Raw genomic sequence first — 22565 nt, forward strand, 5'->3', positions numbered from 1 at the left:
GATCCGCATGCGCCCGGAGTGTACTCAGCCGCCGCGGCGCATCATGTCGAAGAACTCGACGTTGCTCTTGGTCGCCTTCATGGACTTGAGCACCATCTCCATCGCCTCGATCTCGTCCATGTTGTACATGAACTGGCGCAGGATGCGGGTCTTCTGCAGCACCTCGGGGGCCAGCAGCAGCTCCTCGCGGCGGGTGCCGGAGCGATTGAGCTGGATCGAGGGGAACACGCGCTTTTCGTACAGGCGGCGGTCCAGGTGCAGTTCGCTGTTGCCGGTGCCCTTGAACTCCTCGAAGATCACTTCGTCCATGCGCGAGCCGGTGTCGATGAGGGCAGTGGCGATGATGGTGAGCGAGCCGCCTTCTTCCACGTTGCGGGCCGCACCGAGGAAGCGCTTCGGCCGCTGCAGCGCGTTCGCATCGACACCGCCGGTGAGCACCTTGCCCGACGAGGGCACGACGTTGTTGTAGGCGCGGGCCAGGCGGGTGATCGAGTCCAGCAGGATCACCACGTCCTTCTTCAGTTCGACGAGGCGCTTGGCGCGTTCGATCACCATTTCGGCGACGTGCACGTGGCGGGCGGCCGGCTCGTCGAAGGTGGACGCGATCACTTCGGCCTTCACCGAGCGCTGCATGTCGGTCACTTCCTCGGGACGCTCGTCCACCAGCAGCACCATCATGTAGCTGTCCGGGTAGTTGGCCGCGATGGCATGCGCCATGTGCTGCATCATCACCGTCTTGCCGCTCTTGGGCGGCGCCACGATCAGCGCGCGCTGGCCCTTGCCGATGGGCGCGATGATGTCGATGATGCGGCCGGTGATGTTCTCTTCGCCCTTGAAGCCGTCACGTTCGAGGCGCATCTGTTCCCGCGGGAACAGCGGCGTCAGGTTCTCGAACATGATCTTGTGCTTGTTGTCCTCCGGCGCGCCGCCGTTGACCTTGTCCAGCTTGGTCAGAGCGAAATAGCGCTCGCCGTCCTTGGGCGTGCGCACTTCGCCTTCGATCATGTCGCCCGTGTGCAGGTTGAAGCGGCGCACCTGCGAGGGCGAAATGTAGATGTCGTCGGTGCTGGCGGTGTAGCTCGTGTCCGGGCTGCGCAGGAAGCCGAAGCCGTCGGGCAGGATCTCGAGCACGCCGTCGGCGAAGACCTGTTCGCCGGCGCGCGCGCGCTTCTTGATGATGGCGAACATCAGCTCCTGCTTGCGCATGCGGCCGGTGTTCTCGATCTCCAGTTCCTCGGCCTGCTTGAGGACTTCCGAGACGTGCAGGGCCTTGAGTTCGTTGAGGTGCATGGAAGACTCCGTGTCGGAGTTTTTCTTTTGGATCTGGGGGAGGGTTCAAGGCGAGGCGAGGGTGCCTCTCGAACCGGGAAACTCGAACCGGTCGGCTGGTGGCCTTCCGGTGAAACTGGACAAATTATAGTCAACAAAAAGGGGCCGCGTGGCCCCTTGATCTTTCCGTTAGCTCAACTGCTGGTCGAGGAAGGCGGTGAGTTGCGCCTTGCTCATGGCGCCCACCTTGGTGGCGGCGAGCTCGCCGTTCTTGAACAACATCAGCGTGGGGATGCCGCGGATGCCGAACTTCGCGGGAATGTCGCGGTTCTCGTCGACGTTCATTTTCGCGATCTGCAGCTTGTCGCCGTAGGTCCCCGCGACTTCGTCCAGGATCGGCGCGATCATCTTGCACGGTCCGCACCATTCCGCCCAGTAGTCCACCAGCACCGGCTTGTCCGCTTTCAGGACGTCGGCCTCGAACGTGGAGTCGGAGATGTGCTTGATCAGGTCGCTGGCCATGACGAATTCACCTTTCTGTGGGTGCACCGCTCGCGAGTGGCGGCGCCTAGCCGGTACAGTCGGGTCATTGTGACAGAAACCAAGTCCGCACAAGGCGTAAGGACGCACTGCAGGCCGCTATGGATGCGATAGCGGAAACCCATCACGCGCAAGCGGCGGTTCGCAGCCTGATGAGCCGTTTGCGCGAACTCATCGCGGCGCACGCGGCACATCCTGCACGCACGGTCGTCCTGCTGCCGTTCACGCAATTGCTGCCCCTGGCGCGCGAAGCGTGGGCGGTCGGCGCCGCGCCGGGATTCCTGCCGCGCTTCGAGACCACCGGCACCTGGAGTGCCGCCGCCGGCTTCGCCCCGGCCCCCGGGGACTTCGCGGGCGAGATGGCGCGCGACCTGCTCGCCGCGCGTTCGCTGCTGGACCGCGCGGGATTCGGTGCGCACGTCGACCTGCTGGCACCACGCCTTGTCGACGCGGCGGCGCAGCTCGCGGGCGTCGTGGCTGCGATCGAACCGGGCTCGCGCCGGGCCTGGGCGGGGCGTGTGCGCGAATCGGTCGCGCCTGCGTTCGACACGCCCATGCTGTCGCACGAGGGCGCGGTCGCCACCATCGCCATCGAGTGGCTCGCGGCTTCCTCGTTTGCGACCGACCGCCTGCTCGAACCCGAGGTCGCGGGTGAGGTCGACCTGCTCGTCATCGTGAGGGGCCTGCGCGAGGAGCCGCTGGCTGGCGCCGTCGCCGGGCGGCTGCGGGCCAAGTCGGAGGCGCTGCCGCTCATTGCCGAAGGACCACCGGGACGCGTGGTGCTCCACGCCGCGCTCGATCCCTCCGACGAGGCCGAGCGCGCTGCGGCCTGCGTGCTGCGCCACGTGCGCGAGGGACGCGCGCCGGTGGCGCTGGCCGCGGTCGACCGTGTGCTCACGCGCCGCATCCGCGCAATGCTGGAGCACGCGGGCGCGGCGATCCGCGACGAGACGGGCTGGACCCTGTCGACGACGCGGTCTGCGGCGCACGTGATGCTCGCCTTGCGAGCCTGCCACTGGAGCGCGGGCGCGGACGCGGTGATCGACTGGTTGAAGAATTCGCCGGCGCATGCGCCGGGCTCGGTGCTGGCGCTCGAGCGGCGCGTGCGGCGCGCGGGCATCCGCGAATGGCGCTCGCTGCGGCCGGGCGACCTCGGCGACGGGCAGCAAGCCTTGCTCGAACGCGTGAATACATGGCGCGAAGGCATGCAGGCCGCGCGACCGTTGCCGCAGTGGCTGACGGACTTGCGAGTCATGCTGCAGGCGACTGGCCAGTGGCAGTGGCTGGAACGCGACGCGGCCGGCGTGCAGGTCCTGCAGGCGCTGCGCCTGTCCGAAATCGATCGCACCGAGCTCGCATCCTTCATGCCCGCGCGCCAGCGATTCAGCTTCGCCGAATTCACCGCCTGGGCCAACGACGTGCTGGAAGCGCAGAGTTTCATGCCGCCGTCGGCGAACGAGGCGCAAGTCGTGATCCTGCCGCTGCACCTGCTGGTCGGGCGTCCCTTCGCCGCGCTCGTGCTGCCCGGCTGCGACGAGGCGCGTCTGCCCGCATCGTCCGAGCCGCCGGGCGCGTGGACGCCCGCACAGCGCCGCGCGCTCGGCCTGCCTTCGCGCGAGGCGCTGGAAGAGGAAACGCGCAGTGCCTGGCAACAGGCCCTGCGGGCGCCCGTGTGCGACATCCTGTGGCGCAGTGCCGACGAGAGCGGCGAGCCCGTGCTGGCCAGCCCGTTGGTGCAGCAGTTGCAGCTCCAGGGACTGGCGGAGCAAGGTGACGATGCGCGCGAGCAGCGCGACGTCGAGGTTCGTGCGACGTTGCCGCCGAAACCCGTCGCACGGCTGTTGCCGGTCGACCGGCTCTCGGCGAGTGCGTACGAGGACCTGCGCCGCTGCCCCTACCGCTTCTTCGCCTTGCGTCAGCTCGGGCTGCAGGAGCCCGACGAGATCGACGTGGATCTGGACAAGCGCGACTTCGGCAACTGGCTGCACAAGGTGCTCAGCACCTTCCATGCGCGACTCGCGGAAAGCGGGGAGACCGGCGCCGCGCGCGTGCAGTTGCTCGACGAAGCCGCGGCCGCGACCCAGCGGGAGATGCGGCTGGACGACGGCGAGTTCCTGCCCTTCAGCGCGGCGTGGCCGCGGGTGCGCGAAGGCTACCTGGCCTGGTTGGACCAACACGAGGCGTCGGAAGGCGCGGTATTCCAGGAAGCGGAGGGCGAACACGAGCGCCTCCTCGGCGCGTTGAAGCTCTACGGCCGTATCGACCGCGTCGACCGCCTGCGTGGCGGCGGTCGCATGGTGATGGACTACAAGACCGAGGCTTACCCGGTCTCGCAGGAGCGCGTGAAGAACCCCGGCGAGGACACGCAGCTCGCGTTTTACGCCGCCCTTCTTGGCGACGCGGAATTGCGGGCCGCCTACATCAACGTCGGTGAACGCGGAGAGACGCGCACCGTCGAACAGCCCGACGTGGGCGAGGCGCGCGATCTGCTGCTGGCCGGCATCACGCAGGACATGGAGCGCATCATGCAGGGCGCACCGCTGCCCGCGCTCGGCGAAGGCAGGGCGTGCGAGTACTGCGCCGCGCGGGGCCTGTGCCGCAAGGACTTCCGGGAATGAGCGCACGAACCCCCGATTTCGCCTACGAGCACGATGGCGTGCGCGTCACGCGCGAGCGCTTCTACGAGATCGCGTGCGACCCGCGCCGCAGCGTCGCCGTCGAGGCCTGTGCGGGTGCGGGCAAGACCTGGATGCTGGTGTCGCGCATCCTGCGGGCGCTGCTTGCGGGCGCGCAGCCGCACGAGATCCTCGCGATCACGTTCACCAAGAAGGCCGCGGGCGAGATGCGCAAGCGCCTGCACGAATGGCTGGCCGAGTTCGCGTCCTGTCCCAAGGACAAGCTGCGGGAGGCCCTGGTCGCGCGCGGCATCGCCCAACCGCGTCCCGAGGACATCGACGCGCTGCAAGGCCTGTACGCGAAGCTGCTCGCCAGCGGGCGCCCCGTGCAGATCCGCACCTTCCACAGCTGGTTCGCGGCGCTGCTGCGCAACGCACCCCTGGCAGTGCTGGAACGCCTGGGGCTGCCGGCGAACTACGAATTGCTCGAACGCGACGACGAGGCGATCGATCTCGTGTGGCGCCGCTTCTACGCCGCCGTGTGGCGCAACGACGCCTCACGAACGGACTACGAGGCGAGCGTGGCGGCGCACGGCCGCTCGCAGACGCAGAAGGCGCTGGCCGCGCTGCTCGCCAAACGGGTGGAGTTCGAGTTCGCGGACAGGCTGCGGGTGGTGGAGGAATCCGTCCAGCCCTTCGGCGCGCAGTTCCCCGAGTTCGCGGGTTGGGGCGAGCCGCGCGAGGCGCTGGCCGCCCCCGCCCTGCGGGAGCCGCTGTTCGCCGCGTCCCGCGCTCTCGGCCGCGGCACGCCCAGTGTCGCCGCGAAGGCCGTCCAACTCGAGCGCGCGGTCTCCGGGGGGAATCTGGAAGACGTGTTCGACGCGCTGCTCACCAAGGGAGGCGAGCCGCGCAGGTTCAACGACAAGCTGGAGGGCATCGCCGACGTCCGGGTTGCGCAGGAGCTCGTCCTGCGCCTCGCCGCCGCGGTGCTGCAGCACGAAGCGTGGCTGCACCAGCAGCGCATGGCGCGGCTCGCGCGCATCGTGATCGGGGAGTTCGCCGCGCTCAAGCGCGAGCGCGGCTGGATCGACATGAACGACGTGGAGCGCGCGGCGCTGGCCATGCTGTCGGACCCGGTGATTTCGGGCTGGGTGCAGGAGCGGCTCGACGCGCGCACGCGCCACCTGCTCATCGACGAGTTCCAGGACACGAACCCCTTGCAGTGGCAGGCGCTGAACTCGTGGCTTTCCGGTTATGCGGGGGCCGGTGCGGATGCGCCCAGCGTGTTCATCGTCGGCGACCCGAAGCAGAGCATCTACCGCTTCCGCCGCGCCGAGCCCCAGGTGTTCCGCGCGGCCAAGGAGTTCATCGCTCAGGCGTTCGAGGGCGACGTCCTCAGCTGCGACCACACCCACCGCAATGCACCCGAGGTGCTGGCGGTCGTCAATCGCGTGATGTCGGCCGCGCAGGACGAGAACCTCTATGACGGCTTTCGCGCCCACACGACCGAGGCGAACGCTGCGGGATGCGTGCTGCGGCTGCCGCGCATCGAACGTGACGCGATCGCCAGGCCGCAGGCGCAGCCCGGCATCGAGTGGCGCGACAGCCTGACCACGCCGCGCGAGTTGCCCGAGGAGCGGCTGGTGGCGCTCGAGTGCCGCCAGGCCGCAGCCTGGATCGCCGGGCGCATCGCGCAAGGCACGCCGGCCGGCGACATCATGGTGCTGGCGCGCCGCCGCGACCGGCTCGCGGTGATGGAAGAAGAATTGCGCGCCATCCACGTGCCCGCGCAGCAGCCGGAAAAGACCGACCTGTGCGAAGTGCCGGAAGTGAAGGACGTCGCCGCGTTGCTGGACGTGCTGGTCTCGACGACGCACGACCTGTCGCTCGCGCGCGTGCTGAAGTCGCCGCTGTTCGGCATGGACGACGAGGCGCTGGTCGCGATCGCGCTCGCCGCCCGCCGGGCGCGCGACCAGGAGCAGCGGTTTCCCTCGTGGTACGAGCTGCTGCAGCAGGACGCGATGCCTGCGCCCTTGCGCGAAGCGGGTACGCAGCTCGCGCGCTGGAAGCAGCTCGTGGATCGCCTGCCGCCGCACGATGCGCTGGCGGCCATCTACGCGGACGCCGACGTGCTCGCGCGTTTCGGCGCCGCCGCACCCGCAGCCATGCGTCCCCTGGTGCTCGCACGCCTGCGCGCGCTGCTCGGCGCCGCGCTCGACTGGAATGGCGGTCGGTACCCCACGCCCTATGCCTTCGTGCGTGCGCTGAAGGCGGGCGGCATCGAGGCGCCGGCAGCGCAGGGAGCGGGCGTGGTGAACCTGCTGACCGTGCACGGCGCGAAGGGCCTGGAAGCGCGCATCGTGATCCTGCTCGACACCGACGCACCACCGCCGCGCGCGGAAACGATGGGCGTGGTGGTCGAATGGCCAGGGGAGGCGCCGGCGCCGTGGCGCTTCTCGTTCATCGCGAGCGAATCGAATCCGCCGCCGTGCAACGCGGAAGCGCTCGACGTCGAACGCGGCCTGCGCCTGCGGGAGGAACTCAACGGCCTGTACGTGGCCATGACGCGGGCGCGCGAGCGGCTCGTGATCTCGTCGGTCGCGCCGCGCAACGGCAGCGAGGGCAGCTGGTGGCAGCGGCTCGAGCCGTGGGCGATCCCGGCGGAAGTCGCGCCCGCGCCGACCCGGCCTGCTGCGCACGACCGGCGGTTCGTGCTGCGGCACGTGCCGTCGCTCCCCAGCCGGGCGACCGCGGGGTTCGTGCCCGTGCAGGATTCGCCCGAATCGCGCCTGGGCCAGGCGATGCACCGTTTGCTGGAGACGATGGCAACCGGTTCCGCGTCGTTCACCTCCGCGCAACTGAAGCGCGTGGCGCGCGAGTTCGCGCTCGACGAGCGCGAAGCGCAGAAGGCCGCGGAGATGGCGCAGCGTGTGGCCTGTGGCGAAGGCGCATGGGTCTGGGACCTGGGCGTGGTGGACTGGCACGCCAACGAGGTGCCGCTTCACCACGAGGGCGAACTCCTGCGCGTGGACCGTCTGGTGCGCCGCGCGGCCACCGGCGAGTGGTGGGTGCTCGATTACAAGAGCGCGGCCCGCCCCGAGTTGAAGCCGGAGCTCGTCGCGCAGATGCAGCGCTATCGCGCCGCGCTGCAGGCGATCCATCCGGGTGCGGCCGTGCAGGCGGCCTTCCTCACCGCGCAGGGACGCGTGGTGCTCGTTCCCTGAGCCCAGGCTCCTAGAACGCGTTGCGGTAGTAGAACATCGGCCCGCCGTTCTTGCGCTTGACGGTCACGCGCGCGCCGCTTTCGAGCTGGAAGCCGACGAAGCCGCGGTCGGCGACGAAGCCCTTGCCCTTGCCGCGCATGGAGCCCAGGCCCAGTTCCACGCGGGCGCCGTAGCTCGGGTCGCGGCTTTCGATCATGCTGATCGCGTCGGTGGTGGGGGGCACGCGCCGGTAGGCCGTCACGTCGAAGCGGTGGTTGCCGTCGAGCCTGTAGCGCCAGTGCACGCCGAAATCCATCGAGGGCGCCGACGTGTAGGCGGCGGGCCCGTAGGCGGGGTTCGCGCCCGTGAGGTTGCTCAGGCCGAACGCGACGCCCACCGCGGAACGACGTTGGGGCAGCAGCGTGACGCCCATGCGCGAAGAGTGCGTGGCCTGGTCGAAGCCGTCCAGGTACGGCAAGGTCGTGGTGGAGACCTCCACCTGGGGCCGCCCCGGCCAGTCGGGGGTGACCATCGAGCCAGCGGCAATGACATGGCTGGCGCAAGCGACAAGCGCGAAACCGGCAACCGCCTTCATGGCCCAAGCACTCCCAAACGCTGCAAAGCAGGTTACGGGTGGGTCGAGGGGAGGTTTGTCGGACGTTGCCGGATAGCGCGGTCGTCCTGCGGGAGAGAAGGGGAGTTGACGAGCCTTACCCCCGGCACTGGCTCCACGGTTAGGGCTGCTTGGTTCCCCACCTGACCCGGTTGGCCGCTTTGCCATGCGGGGAGGCCCGCCAGCGCGTATTGTAGGCGCGTTGACGCAGCTGCTGTCGAAGCGGCGCGAGCGCATGCCCGTAGAATCGCCGCGATGTCGTACGTCGTGCTCGCCCGCAAGTACCGGTCGCGGACCTTCTCCGAGATGGTCGGCCAGGAGCACGTCGTGCAGGCGCTGACCAATGCGCTGGCTCAGCAGCGGTTGCACCACGCGTACCTCTTCACCGGAACGCGCGGCATCGGCAAGACGACGGTCTCGCGCATCCTCGCGAAGGCGCTCAATTGCGTCGGGCCCGACGGCAACGGCGGCATCACGCCCACGCCTTGCGGTGTGTGCCAGCCGTGCCGCGAGATCGATGCGGGCCGTTTCGTCGACTACACCGAGCTGGATGCCGCGTCGAACCGTGGTGTCGAGGAAGTCCAGGCACTGCTGGAGCAGGCCGTGTACAAGCCGGTGCAGGGCCGCTTCAAGGTCTTCATGATCGACGAAGTGCACATGCTCACGGGCCACGCCTTCAACGCGATGCTCAAGACGCTGGAAGAGCCGCCCGAGTACCTGAAGTTCGTGCTGGCGACCACCGATCCGCAGAAGGTGCCGGTCACGGTGCTGTCGCGGTGCCTGCAGTTCAACCTGCGGCCGATGGCGCCCGAGACGGTGCACGGCCACCTCACGCACGTGCTCGCGGCCGAGGGGGTCCCCGCCGATGCGCATGCGCTGCGCCTCATCGCACGCGCGGCCCGCGGCTCGATGCGCGACGCGCTCTCGCTCACCGACCAGGCGATCGCCTACGGCGGCGGCCGCATCGAGGAAGCGGGCGTGCGGCAGATGCTGGGCAGCGTCGATCGCAGCCATGTGTTCCGCCTGATCGAAGCGCTCGCACAGGGCGACGGCAAGACGGTGGTCGATGTCTCCGACCAGTTGCGCGAGCACGGCTTTTCGGCGGGCTCCACGCTCGAGGAAATGTGCGCCGTGCTGCAGCGCATGGCCGTGATCCAGGCGGTGCCGGGCTCGGCCGACGACAGTGACGAAGAAACCGGACAGATCGTGCGCCTGGCCGCGGCGATGCCGGCCGATGAGACGCAATTGCTCTACAGCATGTGCCTGAATGGGCGCGCCGAGCTGGGCCTCGCGGCCGACGAATACGCGGCGCTCACGATGGTGTTGCTGCGGCTGCTGGCGTTCAAGTCGCCGGGCACGGGTCAAAAAAAAACTCTGAATGAAGCCGCGGCGGCGCCGGCGCGGGCTGTCGCTCCCGTCCCGCCGCCCGTCAGGCCCGTCGCCGCGCCGCCGGGTCGCGTCCTGCCCGTCGTCGAACCCCGGCCGCAGCAAGTGCAGCCGACGCCGCGCCCGATGCCCCCCAACGGCCGCCCGCAGAACGAAGTCGTCGGCGTGCCGGTGCGCGTGCAGTCCGAATCCTCGCGCGATGCCGCGCCTGCGCCGGCGACCGAATACACGGCCACGCCCGAAGGCGATTTCTGGCAGCAAGTCGTCAAGGAGCTGGTGGCGCGCGAAGCCGTGACGGCCCTGGTCCGCGAACTCGCGCTGCAGTCGCAACTGGTGGCCCGCGACGAAGGCCACTGGATGCTGCGGGTCGAGCGCGAATCGCTCAACCAGCCGGCAAGCCGCGACCGCCTGCAGGCTGCGCTTGGCGCGGCGGGGCACGATGTGAAACTCAGCGTCGAGGTCGGCGTCGTCACGGACAGCCCCGCGCGGCGCAACGCCGCGGCCGCCTACGCGCGCCAGAAGGCGGCCGAGGAGATCATCCTGAAGGACCCCTTCGTGCAGGACATGATGCGGGACTTTGGCGCGAAAATCGTGCCGGGCAGCATCAAGCCCGTGTGACGCGGCTCGACCCATTCATTTCAAGGAAGCACCATGTTCAACAAGGGACAGCTCGCCGGCCTCATGAAGCAGGCGCAGGCCATGCAGGACAACCTCAAGAAGGCGCAGGACGAGCTCGCCACGATCGAAGTGACGGGTGAATCGGGCGCGGGCCTGGTGAAGGTCACCATGACCTGCAAGCACGATGTCAAGCGCGTCGCGATCGACCCGAGCCTGCTCGCGGACGACAAGGACATGCTCGAGGATCTCGTCGCCGCCGCCTTCAATGCGGCCGTGCGCAAGGCCGAGGAAACCTCGCAGGAAAAGCTCGGCAAGATCACCGCCGGGCTGCCGCCGGGAATGAAGCTCCCCTTCTGATGGCCGGCGCGCTCGACGCCCTCATCGAAAGCTTGCGCCGCCTGCCCGGGGTCGGCGTGAAGTCGGCGTCGCGCATGGCCTATCACCTGCTGCAGCACGACCGCGGCGGCATGCAGGTGCTGGCGCAGTCGCTCGAGCGGGCGGCGACGCAGATCCGGCATTGCAACCGCTGCCACACGTTCACCGAAGGCGAGGTCTGTGCGACCTGCCGCGATCCGCAGCGTGACGCCAGCAAGCTGTGCGTGGTGGAAACGCCGGCCGACCAGGCGGCGGTGGAGCGCACGTCGGCCTACCGGGGCCTGTACTTCGTCCTCATGGGCAAGTTGAGCCCGCTCGATGGCGTCGGCCCGAAGGACATCGGCCTGGCCAAACTGTTCGAGCGCGCGGGGGACGGCCTCGTGCAGGAGGTGATCCTCGCCACGAACTTCACGGCCGAAGGCGAGGCCACCGCGCACGTGATCGGCGAAGCGCTGAAGGCCAAGGGCTTGCGGGTGACGCGGCTGGCGCGCGGCGTGCCGGCGGGCAGCGAACTGGAATACGTGGACCTGGGCACCATCGCGCACGCGCTGGTGGACCGCAGGTAGAACAAGAAATCGACCGACAAGAAGACGAGGAGCAGAGACGGTGGCGTATCCGCATTTCACAATTGCTTACTGGTGTGTGTTCGCTGCCGCGATGCTGCCTTTCGCATGCGTGTTCCTGGCGAAGCAGGACGACTTGAGGGCACGGGCCAACGCGGCACAGGCCAACAGCTTCGAGGCGCTGCCGTTCTTCATCGGCGCGGTGATCATCGCCCATCAACTGGGCGCCGCGCAGGGCGTGGTCGACATCCTCGCGGTCATCTTCGTCACGCTGCGGATCATCTACATCGCCATGGACGTGGCCGGGCTGCCCGCGGTGCGCTCGGGCATCTGGGCGCTGGCACTGCTCGTCAACGTGGGCATCTTCTTCGCGGGATATCGCTGACGTTTTCTTGACGCGTCGCCGTTACGTGGAAACCCGCAGGGGATGTTCCCGATGCGGTTTTCACGGGTGCTGAGTACGCTCGGCAACACACGTCAGGGGTCATCCGCCATGCAAGAAAACATGATCACGCGGCGCACGTTCGCCGCCGGGGCTGCAGTTGCCGCGGCCGCCGTTGCCGCACCGGCGCTGCGCGCGCAACCGCGCCTGGAAAAATCCAGGCTCGCCCTCGCGGTGGGCGGCAAGTCCGCGTTCTACTACCTGCCGCTCACCATCTCCGAGCAGCTCGGCTATTTCAAGGCCGAGGGCCTGGACGTCGAGATCTCCGATTTCGCGGGCGGCGCGAAGGCACTGCAGGCGCTGATGGGCGGCTCGGCCGACGTCGTGAACGGCGCGTACGAACACACCATCAACATGCAGGCGCGCAACCAGTTCATCCAGGAATTCGTCCTGATGGGTCGCGCACCGCAGATCTCGATGGGCGTCTCGACCAAGACCATGCCCGGCTATCGCACGCCGACGGACCTGCGCGGCAAGAAGATCGGCGTGTCGGCGCCGGGCTCGTCCACCAACATGGTGGCCAACCTGCTGCTGTCGCGCGCGGGCGTGAAGGGCAATGAAGTGAGCTACGTCGGCGTGGGCACGTCTTCCGGCGCGATCGCCGCGATGCGCGCCGGCCAGATCGACGCGATCTCGAACACCGACCCGATCATGACCATGCTCGAGCAAAAGGGCGAGGTGAAGATCATCAGCGACACGCGCACGCTCAAGGGCACGCAAGACGTGTTCGGCGGGCCGATGCCGGCCGCGTGCTTCTACACGCGACTGGATTTCATCAAGGCCAACCCCAACACCTGCCAGGCCCTGGCCAACGCCGTGGTGCGGGGCCTGAAGTGGCTGCAGACCGCCGGGCCCAGCGACATCATCAAGACCGTGCCCGAGAGTTACCTGCTCGGCGACCGCGCGCTGTACCTCGCGTCCTTCAACAAGGTGCGCGAGGCGATCGCGCTGGACGGCGTGATGCCCGAGGACGGCCCGCGCACGGCGCTGCGCGCGCTTTCGAGCTTCGAGCCCGAAGTGCATCCCGACAAGATCGACCTGGCGAAGACCTGGACGAACGAGTTCGCGCGGCGCGCCAAGGACAAGTTCAAGGCATGACAGAATGACGGCCGCTGCGCCGGCCATGACGTCATTCGCCCTCGAGTTCCGCGACATCACCGTGACCTTCCGCTCGCGGGAAGCGGGCGCGGAGCGCTACACCGCCGTCGCGAACACCACGATGCGGGTCGGAGCGGGCGAGTTCGTCTCGGTCGTCGGGCCCACGGGCTGCGGCAAGTCCACGCTCCTGAACATCGCCGCCGGGCTGCTCGCGCCGTCGGCCGGCGAAGTGCGCGCCTTCGGCGAGCCGCTGGCCGGCATCAACCGCCGCGCGGGCTACATGTTCCAGTCCGAGGCGCTGATGCCCTGGCGCAGCGCGCTCGACAACGTGATGGTCGGCCTGCAATACCGCGGGGTGGCTGCGGGTGAAGCGCGCGCGCAGGCGCTCGGCTGGCTCGAACGCGTGGGCCTGCGCGAGTTCGCGGACCGCTACCCGCACCAGCTTTCGGGCGGCATGCGCAAGCGCACCTCGCTCGCGCAGACGCTGGCGCTGGACCCGGACATCATCCTGATGGACGAGCCGTTCTCGGCACTGGACATCCAGACGCGCCAGCTGATGGAAAACGAGGTGCTCGACCTCTGGGCGGCGAAGAAGAAGGCGGTGCTCTTCATCACGCACGACCTCGACGAGGCCATTGCCATGAGCGACCGGGTGGTGGTGCTCTCGGCGGGCCCGGCGACCCACCCGATCGGCGAATTCACGATCGACCTGCCGCGTCCGCGCGACGTCGCCGAGGTGCGCTCGGATCCGCGCTTCGTCGAGCTGCACTCGCAGATCTGGGGCGTGCTGCGCGACGAGGTCCTCAAGGGCTACGCGCAGCAGTTGAGGAAGGCGGCCTGATGAAGGCGAGCAACCTGCGCGCCTGGCAGATCGCCGTGTTTTTCGTGCTGCTCGTCGCGTGGCACCTCGTCTCGCGCAACGAGCAGACCGCCTTCTTCCTGGGCGAACCGGTCAAGGTGGCGGGCCGGATCTGGTCGTGGTTCCTGCCGGTGGACGTCGCGCCCAATTCGCTCTTCCCGGAAGGACTGGCCGGGCATGCGGACATCTACCAGCACCTGGGCGTGACGCTGCTGGAGACCGTGCTGGCCTTCGCGATCGGCACCGTGCTCGGGCTGGGGTTCGGCTTGTGGCTCGCACTCGCGCCGATGGCCAGCGCGATCTTCGATCCCTACATCAAGGCGCTCAACTCGATGCCGCGCGTGATCCTCGCGCCGATCTTCGCGCTCTGGTTCGGGCTGGGCATCTGGAGCAAGGTGGCGCTGGCCGTCACGCTGGTGTTCTTCATCGTCTTCTTCAACGTGTACCAGGGCGTGCGCGAGGTCAGCCCGGTCGTGCTGGCCAATGCGCGCATGCTGGGGGCGAACCACAAGCAGTTGCTGCGCACGGTGTACCTGCCCAGCGCCACGAGCTGGGTCTTCGCCAGCCTGCACAACTCGGTCGGCCTCGCGTTCGTCGGTGCGGTGGTCGGCGAATACCTCGGCTCCGCGCGCGGCGTCGGCTACCTGATCCTGCAGGCCGAGGGCACGTTCGACGTGAACACGGTGTTCGCCGGCATCGTGGTGCTCACCGCCTTCGCCCTCCTGCTCGATGGCCTGGTGGGCGGCATCGAGCGGCGGCTGATGAAGTGGCAGCCGCGCCAGAGCGAAACGGAGCAGATGTGACGGCCTAGCGCTTGTGCGCCGTCTTCTTCGCGCTTGCCTTGCCTTTGCCGTGCGACTTGCGCACGCCGGTCTTGACCGGCACGTAGACCACGACCTGCTGGCCGGCCTTGAACGCGGCAGTGGGTGCGATGTCGTTCCAGTCGGCCAGTTGCTTCGGGTTCACCTTGTAGCGGCGCGCGATGCTGGCCACGGTGTCCTTCTTGCCGGCCTTGATCATCATCCGGCGCGTCACGGCCTCGGGCTGGAGCTTCAGCTGCGCGTTGTCGGCGATCTCGTCGTCGACGTCGGCCTGCATCTTCGCGGAGCGCGGCACGATCAGCACCGAGCCGGCCTTGATCAGCATGCGCGGCGGGATGGTGTTGACGGCACGCAGGTCCGTCTCGCTCATGCCGGTGCGCTTGGCGGCCTCGGCCGCGCTCATGTTCGAGGGCACCTTCCACGCCGTCCAGCTCGCATACTGGCCCGCGGTGTAGGCCTCGAAGTTGCGGCGGAAGATCGTCGCGTTGTCCCAGGGCAGCAGGATCTCCGGCGTGCCGGCCGCCAGGATCACGGGCCGGTTCATCGACGGGTTCAGCGCCTTGAAGTCTTCCAGCGAAATGTCGGCAAGCCGGGCGGCCAGCTGCACGTCGATGTCGCGCGTGACTTCCACGCTCTGGAAGTACGGGTGGTTGCCGATTTCAGGCAGGTCGGCGTTGTAGGCCTCGGGGTTGCTGATGATGTTCTTGATGGCCTGCAGCTTGGGGACGTAGTTGCGCGTCTCGTTGGGCATGCTCAGGTCGGCATAGGTCGTGGGCAGGCCCATCTTCTGGTTGCGCGCGATGGCGCGCTGCACGCTGCCTTCGCCCCAGTTGTACGCGGCCAGGGCCAGGTGCCAGTCGCCGAACATGCCGTACAGCTTCTGCATGTAGTCGAGCGCGGCACGGGTGGACGCGAGCACGTCGCGCCGGTCGTCGCGGAAGACGTTCTGCTTCAGGTCGAACACCTGGCCGGTGGCGGGCATGAACTGCCACATGCCGGCCGCACGGGCGCTCGAGACGGCCTGCGGGTTGAATGCGCTCTCGATGAAGGGCAGCAGCGCGAGCTCCGTCGGCATGTCGCGGCGCTCGAGTTCCTCGACGATGTGGAACAGGTACTTGCGCGAGCGCTCGGTCATGCGCTGGATGTAATCGGGGCGGCCGAGGTACCACTGCTCCTGCTGGCGCACGAGGCTGCTTTGCAGGTCGGGCATGCGGAAGCCCCGGCGGATGCGCTCCCACAGGTCGGTGGGCGGCAGCAGCAGCGTGACGCTGCGCGCCTGCGTCGTTTCCACCCGCGTGATCGGCTTCAGGTCGCCGCCGGGGATGACGGACGGGCCCGCGGGCAGGGGCGCCGCGGTGGAACTCGTGGACGGCTGGACGGTGCTGGCGGGTGCGGAGTCCTGCTGGTTGCCGGTGGTGGCGCAGCCCGCGAGGGTCAACGCGAAGATGGAGGCGGCCAGGAGCGAGAGCTTCATCTGAATTCGTTTTTCCATTGCCGGAGGGTGGCGAACACGGCCACGGGGTCCGGCGGGGTGGAGGCATCGTGCCCCCGGGCGGCCTGCACGACAGCGGGGACGCGCGTGCGCAGGAACGGGTTGACCTGCCGTTCCTGCCCGATGGTCGAAGGCAAGGTCGGCAGATCGCGCGAGCGCAGGTCTTCGCAGCGCTTCGCGTAATGGATCAGCTCGAGATTACCCGGTTCCACGCCCAATGCGAATTTCAGGTTGCTCAATGTGTATTCATGTGTGCAGCAAACGCGGGTTTCCCCGGGGAGCGCTGCCAGCTTGTCCAGCGAATCGGCCATCTGCTGCGGCGTGCCCTCGAACAGGCGCCCGCAGCCGGCGGAGAACAGCGTGTCGCCGCAAAAGAGCAGGGGCGCGCCGTCGACGTTGTCGCAGTAGTAGGCGATGTGTCCGGCGGTGTGCCCCGGGACGTCCAGTACCCGGAACTGCAGGCCGAGGGCCGTGATGCGGTCGCCTTCCGCGAGGCGCGTGAGCGGCCCGGGGATGCGTTCGCGCGCGGGACCATAGACCTGCGCCCCGGTCGCATCGCGCAGCGCGTCGAGGCCGCCGATGTGATCCGGATGGTGGTGCGTGACTAGAATGGCCTCCAGCTTCAGGCCTTCACGCTGCAGCGAGGCCATGACGGGTTGCGCATCGCCCGGGTCCACCACGAGGGCTCGGTGCCCGTCGTGCAAGAACCACAGGTAATTGTCCTGGAACGCCGGCAGCGGGATCAACTTCATGAGTGACGCGATTATAGGAATGCACGAGTGGTTCGAGACCCCGCCCGGCCGCTACCTGGTGGCCTGGGAGAAGGCGGAGTTCGACCGCGCCGTCGCCGACATCTTCGGCTTCCACGCGATCCAGCTCGGGCTGCCGGAGATCGACGCGCTGCAGGCCAACCGCATGCCGCACCGCTGGCTTGCCCTGCAGGAGCCTCCGCGCGAGGGATCGGCCGTGAAGCCCGCCCTCATCACCGATTTCGCGGCGCTGCCTTTCGAGGAGAACAGCCTGGACCTGGTGGTGCTGCCGCACGCCCTGGAACTCAACATCGACCCGCACGCGACGCTGCGCGAGGTCGAGCGCGTGCTGGTGCCCGAGGGCAAGGTCGTGATCTGCGGCCTGAACCCGGCAAGCCTGTGGGGCCTGCGCCAGCGGCGCGCCCATGTCTATCGCAAGCTCGGTTTCGGCGAGCTGTTCCTGCCGTCCGAGGGCGATTTCATCGGCTACTGGCGCCTGCGCGACTGGCTGCGCCTCCTGAGTTTCGAAGTGGAGGCGAGCCACTTCGGCTGCTGGCGCCCGTCGTTCCGCACCGACCGCTGGCTCGAGCGCTTCGACTGGATGGACCACGCGGGCGAGCGCTGGTGGCCGATCTTCGGGGCCGTGTATTTCATGGTCGCCGTCAAGCGCGTGCGCGGCATCAAGTTGATCGGCAAGGCCTGGCGCAGCAAACCGGCGATCGCCACCGCACCGGTGCCGCTGGCCAACCGCGGGCGGCAGCCCACCTACATGGAAGTGGAAGAAGAAGTCTCGTGAACGAAGTCGTGATTTATACGGACGGTGCCTGCAAGGGCAACCCCGGGCCGGGCGGATGGGGTGTGGTGCTGCAGTCGGGCACCACGGTGAAGGAGCTGTACGGCGGCGAGCGCGAGACCACCAACAACCGCATGGAGCTGATGGCCGTGATCCAGGCGCTGCAGGCACTCAAGCGCGCCTGCGCCGTCACGCTGCACCTGGACAGCCTCTACGTGCTCAAGGGCATGACCGAGTGGCTGCCGGGCTGGAAGGCCAAGGGCTGGCGCACGGCCGACAAGAAGCCGGTGAAGAACGTCGAGCTGTGGCAGCAGCTCGACGACCTCGTCACGCACAAGGGCCACGTGATCGACTGGCGCTGGGTTCGGGGGCACAACGGCAATCCCGGCAACGAGCGCGCCGACGAGCTGGCCAACATGGGCGTCGAAGTCGCGATGGGCCGCAGGCCGCCGCCGGCAATGTAAAGCGCCGGTAAAACGCAGCGTTGCCCGTCCGCGCGCCCGCGGGCGAAGGCCCGCCAGCGCGACAATGTCGGGTTAGCATGCTGCTTGTCCATGCCGCCCAAAGCCATCTATCCCGTTGTCGCCGTCGTCGGCATCGCCATCGCATCGGCCGCCGCCTGGTGGTTGCAACACCGGCCTTCGGGCGCGCATGAACCGGCGGAGGCCGGCGTCACCGCCCGGGCCGGCAACGGCAACGGACCGGCCAAGGCCCCGGCGGTCGAAACCGCGCGCGTGGAGCAGGTGCGCATCACGGATGACGCCCAGTCCGTCGGCAACCTGAAATCGCGCCAGAGCGTGGTGCTGCGCCCCGAGGTGAGCGGGCGCGTCACGCGCATCAACTTCCGCGACGGCGACCGGGTGCGGCGCGGGCAGGTGCTGGTGCAACTGGATGACCAGCTCGCGCAGGCCCAGGTGCAGCAGGCGCAGGCCGAGCTCTCGATCGCGCGCGCCAACCACAAGCGAAACCAGGAACTGGTCGCCCAGAACTTCATCAGCCAGCGTTCGGTGGACGAAAGCGCGGCCAACCTCAAGGTGGCCGAAGCGAAACTCGCGCTGGCGCAGGCCACCGCCGCGCGCATGCGCATCGTGGCGCCGTTCGACGGCATCGCGGGCATCCGTGCAATCAGCGTCGGCGACTACCTCAAGGATGGCGCCGACATCGTCAACATAGAGGACATCGATGCGATCTTCGTCGACTTCCGCCTGCCCGAGCGCTACCAGGGCAAGGTGCAGCGCGGCCAGCAGGCGCTGGTGGAGGTCGATTCGGTGCCGGGACGGAAATTCACCGCCACCGTGCAGGCCATCGATCCGGCGGTGGATGCCAACGGCCGCTCGCTCGCCATCCGCGGCCTCATCGACAACCGGCAGCTGCAGCTGCGCCCCGGCATGTTCGCGCGCGTGACGGCCTTGTTCGGCGCGCGCGACAACGCGAGCGTCATCCCCGAGGAAGCGATCGTCCCGCTCGCGGGCAAGCAGTACGTGTATCGCCTGGTGGACGGGCCGGACCAGGACACCAAGATCGCGCAGCGCGTCGAGGTGAAGGTCGGCCTGCGCAGTCCCGGCCGGGTGGAAGTGACCGAGGGCCTGCGTCCCGGCGACATGGTCGTGACGGCCGGCCAGCAGCGCATCCCGAAGGACGGCACGGCCGTGCGGGTGGTCGAGCTCGCGCGTCGGAGCTGACATGCAACTGCCCGAGATATCCATCCGGCGGCCCGTCTTCGCGACGGTGCTGTCGCTGCTGGTCCTGTTGATCGGCGCGGTGAGCTTCACGCGCCTGTCGGTACGCGAGTACCCGAAGATCGACGAGCCGGTGGTGACCGTGTCGGTGCGCTATCCCGGCGCGTCGGCCGAGGTGGTCGAATCGCAAGTGAGCAAGCCGCTGGAGGATTCGATCGCCGGCATCGACGCGGTGGATGTCATCACGTCCATCAGCCGCGAGGAGCAAAGCCAGATCTCGGTGCGCTTCCGGCTCGAGAAGGACGCCGACGCGGCCGCCGCGGAGGTGCGCGACCGCACGGCCCGCGTTCGCAACAAGCTGCCCGACACGATCGACGAGCCGGTGATCGCCAAGGTCGAGGCCGACGCGTTCCCGATCCTGTGGCTCGCCTACACGAGCGACACGCTCACGCCGCTGCAGATCAACGACCTCGTCAACCGCATCGTCAAGCCGCGGCTGCAGACGATCACCGGCGTGGCCGACGTGCGCATCTTCGGCGAGCGCAAGTACGCGATGCGCGTGTGGCTCGACCCGGACAAGCTGGCGGGCTATCGCCTCACGACGCAGGACGTGGAAGATGCCGTGCGCCGCAACAACCTCGAGATCCCGGCCGGACGCATCGAGTCGCAGCAGCGCGAATTCGGCGTCACCTCGCAGACGGACCTGGTGCGGCCCTCGCAGTTCGCAGACATCGTGATCAGGACGGTGAACGGCTTCCCGGTGAAGATGCGCGACATCGCGCGCGTCGAGGAGGCCCCGGCCGACGAGCGCAGCGGCGTGCGGCTGAACGGCCGCTCGGCCATCGGCACGGGTGTCATCCGGCAGGCGACGGCGAACCCGCTCACGGTGTCGCAGGGCGTGCGGGACATGATCCCGAAGCTCAAGCAGGACCTGCCGCCCGACATCAACATCGACGTCGCGAACGACAACTCGCTGTTCATCGACCGTTCCGTGCAGAACGTGTACCACACCATCGCCGAGGCGATCCTGCTGGTGGCGCTGGTGATCTTCGTCTTCCTGCGCACGGTGCGCGCCTCGATCATCCCGATCGTGACTATTCCCGTCAGCCTCATCGGGGCCTTCGGGATGATGGCCCTCTTCGGGTTCTCCATCAACACGCTGACGCTGCTCGCGCTGGTGCTGGCGATCGGCCTGGTGGTCGACGATGCGATCGTGATGCTGGAGAACATCTTCCGCCATATCGAGGAGGGGCTGGACCCGTTCTCGGCGGCGGTGACCGGCGCACGCGAGATCGGCTTCGCGGTCGTCTCGATGACGCTCACGCTGGTGGCGGTGTATGCGCCGCTCGCTTTCACGCCGGGGCGCACCGGACGCCTGTTCGTGGAATTCGCGCTCGCGCTCGCCGGGTCGGTGCTGGTGTCGGGTTTCGTCGCGCTGACGCTCACGCCCATGATGAGCTCCAAGCTCCTGCGCCACAACCCGAACCCGACCTGGTTCGACGCGCACATGGAGAAATGGCTCACGGCCTTGTCCACGCGCTATGCACGGGCGCTGCGCTGGGTGCTGCTCGCTCGTGCGCCGGCGCAGCCGGGCCAGCTGCGCGCACGGCTGCTGCAGGCGCGCTGGCTCGTCCTCGGCGTGATGGCCGTGTGCGCGATCGCCATCGCCGCGATCTGGCCGACGATGAAGTCCGAGCTCTCGCCGCTGGAGGATCGTGGCACCATCCTCGCGAACATCAACGCCCCGGACGGCGCGACGCTCGACTACACCGACCGGTACGCGCGCGAGCTCGAGAAGATGGGGCAGCAATACCCCGAGTTCGACCGCATCTTCGTCAGCCTGGGCAACCCGACGGTGTCGCAGGCGAGCGTGATCTACCGCACCATCGAATGGGAGAAGCGCCACCGCAGCACGCTCGAGATGGCGCGCGAGATCGCGCCCAAGGTGAACTCGCTGCCCGGTGTGAACGCCTTCGTGATCACGCCGCCATCGCTCGGCCAGGGCTTTCGCGACCGGCCGCTGAATTACGTCATCCAGACCTCCGACAGCTACGAGAACCTCAGCCGGGTCACGCAGGAGCTGGTCGCCGAAATCTCGAAGAACCCCGGCATCCAGGGCGTGGACGTGGACCTGCGGCTGAACAAGCCGCAGCTGCGCATCGACGTCGACCGCGCGAAGGCGGCGGACGTGGGCGTGGGCGTCGACGTGGTCGCGCGTGCGCTGGAGACGGCGCTGGGCGGCCGGCAGGTGACTCGCTACAAGCGCGACGCCGAGCAGTACGACGTGATCATCCAGAACCGAGCGAGCGGCCGCACGACGCCGGAGGACATCGACAGCCTGTACGTGCGCGGCCGCAACGACACGATGATTCCGCTGTCGTCGCTGGTGAAGGTGCGCGAAAGCGTGAGCCCGCGCGAGCTGAACCACTTCGGCCAGCGCCGCTCGGCCTCCATCACGGCGAACCTCGCGCCGGACTACTCGCTGGGCCAGGCCTTGAAGTTCGTGGACGAAACCGCGGCCCGTGTGCTCAAGCCCGGCTACACGACGGACCTGAACGGCACCTCGCGCGAGTTCCGCAACTCGCAGGGCGCACTCGCCATCGTGTTCGTGCTGGCCTTGCTGTTCATCTTCCTGGTGCTGGCCGCGCAGTTCGAAAGCTTCGTCGATCCGTTCGTGATCATGCTGTCGGTGCCGCTGTCTATGATCGGTGCGCTGACCGCGCTGAAGGTGACGGGCGGCTCGCTCAACGTCTATTCGCAGATCGGCCTGATCACGCTGGTGGGCCTGATCACCAAGCACGGCATCCTGATCGTGGAATTCGCGAACCAGCTGCGCGAGCAGGGGATGGACACGGTCGATGCGGTGGTGAAGGCCGCGTCGCAGCGCTTGCGCCCCATCCTGATGACCACGGGTGCGATGGTGCTGGGGGCCGTCCCGCTGGCGACCGCGACCGGCGCGGGCGCCGAGAGCCGGATCCAGATCGGCTGGGTCATCGTCGGCGGCATGTCGCTGGGCACGCTGCTCACGATCTTCGTGGTGCCGACCATGTACCTGCTGTTCGCGCGCAAGGAAGTGCCCGGCGCCAACAAGGCGGCCGTGCGCTTCGATCCGCACGCCTCGCACGGCGACGAGCTGGTCGCCAAATGAAGCTGCCGGCGCAATAATCGCGCCGATGCCGTACGTCGAGTTCGCTCCCGCGCTCACGCGCCACGTTCCGTGCCCGCCCCAGGACGTGGAAGCGCGCACGCTGCGCGAGGCACTCAGCCATGCATTCGACGCCGCGCCGGCGATGCGTCACTACGTCCTTGACGAGCAGGGCGCGGTACGCAAGCATGTGGCGGTTTTCGTCAACGCGCGCCTGGTCGCCGACCGCGTGAACCTCGACGTCCCGCTCGCGGGCACCGACAAGGTGATGGTGATCCAGGCGCTGACGGGCGGTTAGCCTGGAG

Annotated in this window: 19 protein-coding genes and 1 other RNA gene; 14 read left to right on the forward strand and 6 right to left on the reverse strand. The window is 68.3% G+C overall.

From position 1 onward, the window contains the following. Positions 1-24: 24 nt before the first annotated feature. Together rho and trxA are read right to left on the reverse strand one after the other, a co-directional pair. On the reverse strand, positions 25-1290 hold the full coding sequence (gene rho, locus AC3EF3_RS08380; RefSeq protein WP_488531695.1) for a transcription termination factor Rho: 1266 nt from the start codon (positions 1288-1290) through the stop codon (positions 25-27). 168 nt (positions 1291-1458) lie between these two features. Then, positions 1459-1791, reverse strand: coding sequence for a thioredoxin TrxA (gene trxA, locus AC3EF3_RS08385; protein WP_488531696.1), 333 nt, complete (start codon positions 1789-1791; stop codon positions 1459-1461). Between the two features lie 170 nt (positions 1792-1961). Between trxA and AC3EF3_RS08390 the strand changes: the two genes are divergently transcribed. Both AC3EF3_RS08390 and AC3EF3_RS08395 read left to right on the forward strand, forming a co-directional pair. Next, positions 1962-4427 carry a PD-(D/E)XK nuclease family protein gene (locus AC3EF3_RS08390; protein WP_488531697.1) on the forward strand — a complete coding sequence of 822 codons (2466 nt, stop codon included), beginning with the start codon at positions 1962-1964 and terminating at the stop codon, positions 4425-4427. Then, on the forward strand, positions 4424-7648 hold the full coding sequence (locus tag AC3EF3_RS08395) for a UvrD-helicase domain-containing protein (protein WP_488531698.1): 3225 nt from the start codon (positions 4424-4426) through the stop codon (positions 7646-7648). The genes AC3EF3_RS08390 and AC3EF3_RS08395 overlap by 4 nt, the downstream gene beginning before the upstream one ends. Before the next feature lie 10 nt (positions 7649-7658). Here the strand turns inward: AC3EF3_RS08395 and AC3EF3_RS08400 are convergent, their stop codons facing one another. Both AC3EF3_RS08400 and ffs read right to left on the reverse strand, forming a co-directional pair. Continuing rightward, the gene (locus AC3EF3_RS08400) at positions 7659-8222 is read right to left on the reverse strand and encodes a hypothetical protein (protein ID WP_488531699.1); all 564 of its coding nucleotides are present in this window, start codon (positions 8220-8222) and stop codon (positions 7659-7661) included. Between the two features lie 104 nt (positions 8223-8326). After that, positions 8327-8423: signal recognition particle sRNA small type (gene ffs / locus AC3EF3_RS08405), an RNA gene on the reverse strand. A gap of 72 nt (positions 8424-8495) precedes the next feature. On the opposite strand from ffs, the gene dnaX reads away from it, so the two are divergent. The 7 genes from dnaX to AC3EF3_RS08440 all read left to right on the forward strand — a co-directional run bounded on the left by dnaX (position 8496) and on the right by AC3EF3_RS08440 (position 14384). Next, positions 8496-10244, forward strand: coding sequence for a DNA polymerase III subunit gamma/tau (dnaX, locus tag AC3EF3_RS08410; protein ID WP_488531700.1), 1749 nt, complete (start codon positions 8496-8498; stop codon positions 10242-10244). Positions 10245-10277: 33 nt separating this feature from the next. After that, on the forward strand, positions 10278-10601 hold the full coding sequence (locus AC3EF3_RS08415; RefSeq protein WP_488531701.1) for a YbaB/EbfC family nucleoid-associated protein: 324 nt from the start codon (positions 10278-10280) through the stop codon (positions 10599-10601). Further along, the gene (recR, locus tag AC3EF3_RS08420) at positions 10601-11185 is read left to right on the forward strand and encodes a recombination mediator RecR (protein WP_488531702.1); all 585 of its coding nucleotides are present in this window, start codon (positions 10601-10603) and stop codon (positions 11183-11185) included. Before AC3EF3_RS08415 ends, recR begins: the two co-directional genes overlap by 1 nt. Before the next feature lie 91 nt (positions 11186-11276). Further along, on the forward strand, positions 11277-11567 hold the full coding sequence (locus AC3EF3_RS08425; RefSeq protein ID WP_488533758.1) for an MAPEG family protein: 291 nt from the start codon (positions 11277-11279) through the stop codon (positions 11565-11567). Positions 11568-11675: 108 nt separating this feature from the next. Beyond that, complete coding sequence (locus tag AC3EF3_RS08430) at positions 11676-12722, forward strand: ABC transporter substrate-binding protein (RefSeq protein WP_488531703.1); 1047 nt, start codon at positions 11676-11678, stop codon at positions 12720-12722. Between the two features lie 25 nt (positions 12723-12747). Beyond that, positions 12748-13563: an ABC transporter ATP-binding protein gene (locus AC3EF3_RS08435; RefSeq protein ID WP_488531704.1), complete on the forward strand. Its 816-nt coding sequence runs from the start codon at positions 12748-12750 to the stop codon at positions 13561-13563. Further along, a complete protein-coding gene (locus tag AC3EF3_RS08440; RefSeq protein WP_488531705.1) occupies positions 13563-14384 on the forward strand; it encodes an ABC transporter permease in 822 nt (273 codons plus the stop codon). The genes AC3EF3_RS08435 and AC3EF3_RS08440 overlap by 1 nt, the downstream gene beginning before the upstream one ends. A gap of 4 nt (positions 14385-14388) precedes the next feature. Here the strand turns inward: AC3EF3_RS08440 and AC3EF3_RS08445 are convergent, their stop codons facing one another. Then, the gene (locus tag AC3EF3_RS08445) at positions 14389-15876 is read right to left on the reverse strand and encodes a transglycosylase SLT domain-containing protein (protein ID WP_488531706.1); all 1488 of its coding nucleotides are present in this window, start codon (positions 15874-15876) and stop codon (positions 14389-14391) included. Next, on the reverse strand, positions 15873-16646 hold the full coding sequence (gene gloB / locus AC3EF3_RS08450) for a hydroxyacylglutathione hydrolase (protein ID WP_488531707.1): 774 nt from the start codon (positions 16644-16646) through the stop codon (positions 15873-15875). The genes AC3EF3_RS08445 and gloB overlap by 4 nt, the downstream gene beginning before the upstream one ends. Here gloB and AC3EF3_RS08455 point away from each other — a divergent pair. The 5 genes from AC3EF3_RS08455 (at position 16645) to AC3EF3_RS08475 (ending at position 22558) form a co-directional block, all read left to right on the forward strand. Then, on the forward strand, positions 16645-17439 hold the full coding sequence (locus tag AC3EF3_RS08455; RefSeq protein WP_488531708.1) for a class I SAM-dependent methyltransferase: 795 nt from the start codon (positions 16645-16647) through the stop codon (positions 17437-17439). The genes gloB and AC3EF3_RS08455 overlap by 2 nt on opposite strands. Next, complete coding sequence (gene rnhA / locus AC3EF3_RS08460; protein ID WP_488531709.1) at positions 17436-17900, forward strand: ribonuclease HI; 465 nt, start codon at positions 17436-17438, stop codon at positions 17898-17900. The genes AC3EF3_RS08455 and rnhA overlap by 4 nt, the downstream gene beginning before the upstream one ends. Before the next feature lie 90 nt (positions 17901-17990). Beyond that, the gene (locus AC3EF3_RS08465; protein ID WP_488531710.1) at positions 17991-19118 is read left to right on the forward strand and encodes an efflux RND transporter periplasmic adaptor subunit; all 1128 of its coding nucleotides are present in this window, start codon (positions 17991-17993) and stop codon (positions 19116-19118) included. Between the two features lies 1 nt (position 19119). Further along, on the forward strand, positions 19120-22263 hold the full coding sequence (locus AC3EF3_RS08470) for an efflux RND transporter permease subunit (protein WP_488531711.1): 3144 nt from the start codon (positions 19120-19122) through the stop codon (positions 22261-22263). A 25-nt stretch (positions 22264-22288) separates the two neighbouring features. Beyond that, positions 22289-22558, forward strand: coding sequence for a MoaD/ThiS family protein (locus AC3EF3_RS08475; RefSeq protein WP_488531712.1), 270 nt, complete (start codon positions 22289-22291; stop codon positions 22556-22558). Positions 22559-22565 lie beyond the last annotated feature (7 nt).

The organism is Ramlibacter sp. GS1-15 (assembly GCF_057785015.1).

What these genes read in the sequence shown, in the direction of transcription:
- rho (WP_488531695.1), bottom strand. Translation starts at nt 1,290, where the DNA reads ATGCACCTCAACGAACTCAAGGCCCTGCACGTCTCGGAAGTCCTCAAG.
- trxA (WP_488531696.1), bottom strand. Translation starts at nt 1,791, where the DNA reads ATGGCCAGCGACCTGATCAAGCACATCTCCGACTCCACGTTCGAGGCC.
- AC3EF3_RS08390 (WP_488531697.1), top strand. Translation starts at nt 1,962, where the DNA reads ATGAGCCGTTTGCGCGAACTCATCGCGGCGCACGCGGCACATCCTGCA.
- AC3EF3_RS08395 (WP_488531698.1), top strand. Translation starts at nt 4,424, where the DNA reads ATGAGCGCACGAACCCCCGATTTCGCCTACGAGCACGATGGCGTGCGC.
- AC3EF3_RS08400 (WP_488531699.1), bottom strand. Translation starts at nt 8,222, where the DNA reads ATGAAGGCGGTTGCCGGTTTCGCGCTTGTCGCTTGCGCCAGCCATGTC.
- dnaX (WP_488531700.1), top strand. Translation starts at nt 8,496, where the DNA reads ATGTCGTACGTCGTGCTCGCCCGCAAGTACCGGTCGCGGACCTTCTCC.
- AC3EF3_RS08415 (WP_488531701.1), top strand. Translation starts at nt 10,278, where the DNA reads ATGTTCAACAAGGGACAGCTCGCCGGCCTCATGAAGCAGGCGCAGGCC.
- recR (WP_488531702.1), top strand. Translation starts at nt 10,601, where the DNA reads ATGGCCGGCGCGCTCGACGCCCTCATCGAAAGCTTGCGCCGCCTGCCC.
- AC3EF3_RS08425 (WP_488533758.1), top strand. Translation starts at nt 11,277, where the DNA reads ATGCTGCCTTTCGCATGCGTGTTCCTGGCGAAGCAGGACGACTTGAGG.
- AC3EF3_RS08430 (WP_488531703.1), top strand. Translation starts at nt 11,676, where the DNA reads ATGCAAGAAAACATGATCACGCGGCGCACGTTCGCCGCCGGGGCTGCA.
- AC3EF3_RS08435 (WP_488531704.1), top strand. Translation starts at nt 12,748, where the DNA reads ATGACGTCATTCGCCCTCGAGTTCCGCGACATCACCGTGACCTTCCGC.
- AC3EF3_RS08440 (WP_488531705.1), top strand. Translation starts at nt 13,563, where the DNA reads ATGAAGGCGAGCAACCTGCGCGCCTGGCAGATCGCCGTGTTTTTCGTG.
- AC3EF3_RS08445 (WP_488531706.1), bottom strand. Translation starts at nt 15,876, where the DNA reads ATGAAGCTCTCGCTCCTGGCCGCCTCCATCTTCGCGTTGACCCTCGCG.
- AC3EF3_RS08455 (WP_488531708.1), top strand. Translation starts at nt 16,645, where the DNA reads ATGAGTGACGCGATTATAGGAATGCACGAGTGGTTCGAGACCCCGCCC.
- gloB (WP_488531707.1), bottom strand. Translation starts at nt 16,646, where the DNA reads ATGAAGTTGATCCCGCTGCCGGCGTTCCAGGACAATTACCTGTGGTTC.
- AC3EF3_RS08465 (WP_488531710.1), top strand. Translation starts at nt 17,991, where the DNA reads ATGCCGCCCAAAGCCATCTATCCCGTTGTCGCCGTCGTCGGCATCGCC.
- AC3EF3_RS08470 (WP_488531711.1), top strand. Translation starts at nt 19,120, where the DNA reads ATGCAACTGCCCGAGATATCCATCCGGCGGCCCGTCTTCGCGACGGTG.
- AC3EF3_RS08475 (WP_488531712.1), top strand. Translation starts at nt 22,289, where the DNA reads ATGCCGTACGTCGAGTTCGCTCCCGCGCTCACGCGCCACGTTCCGTGC.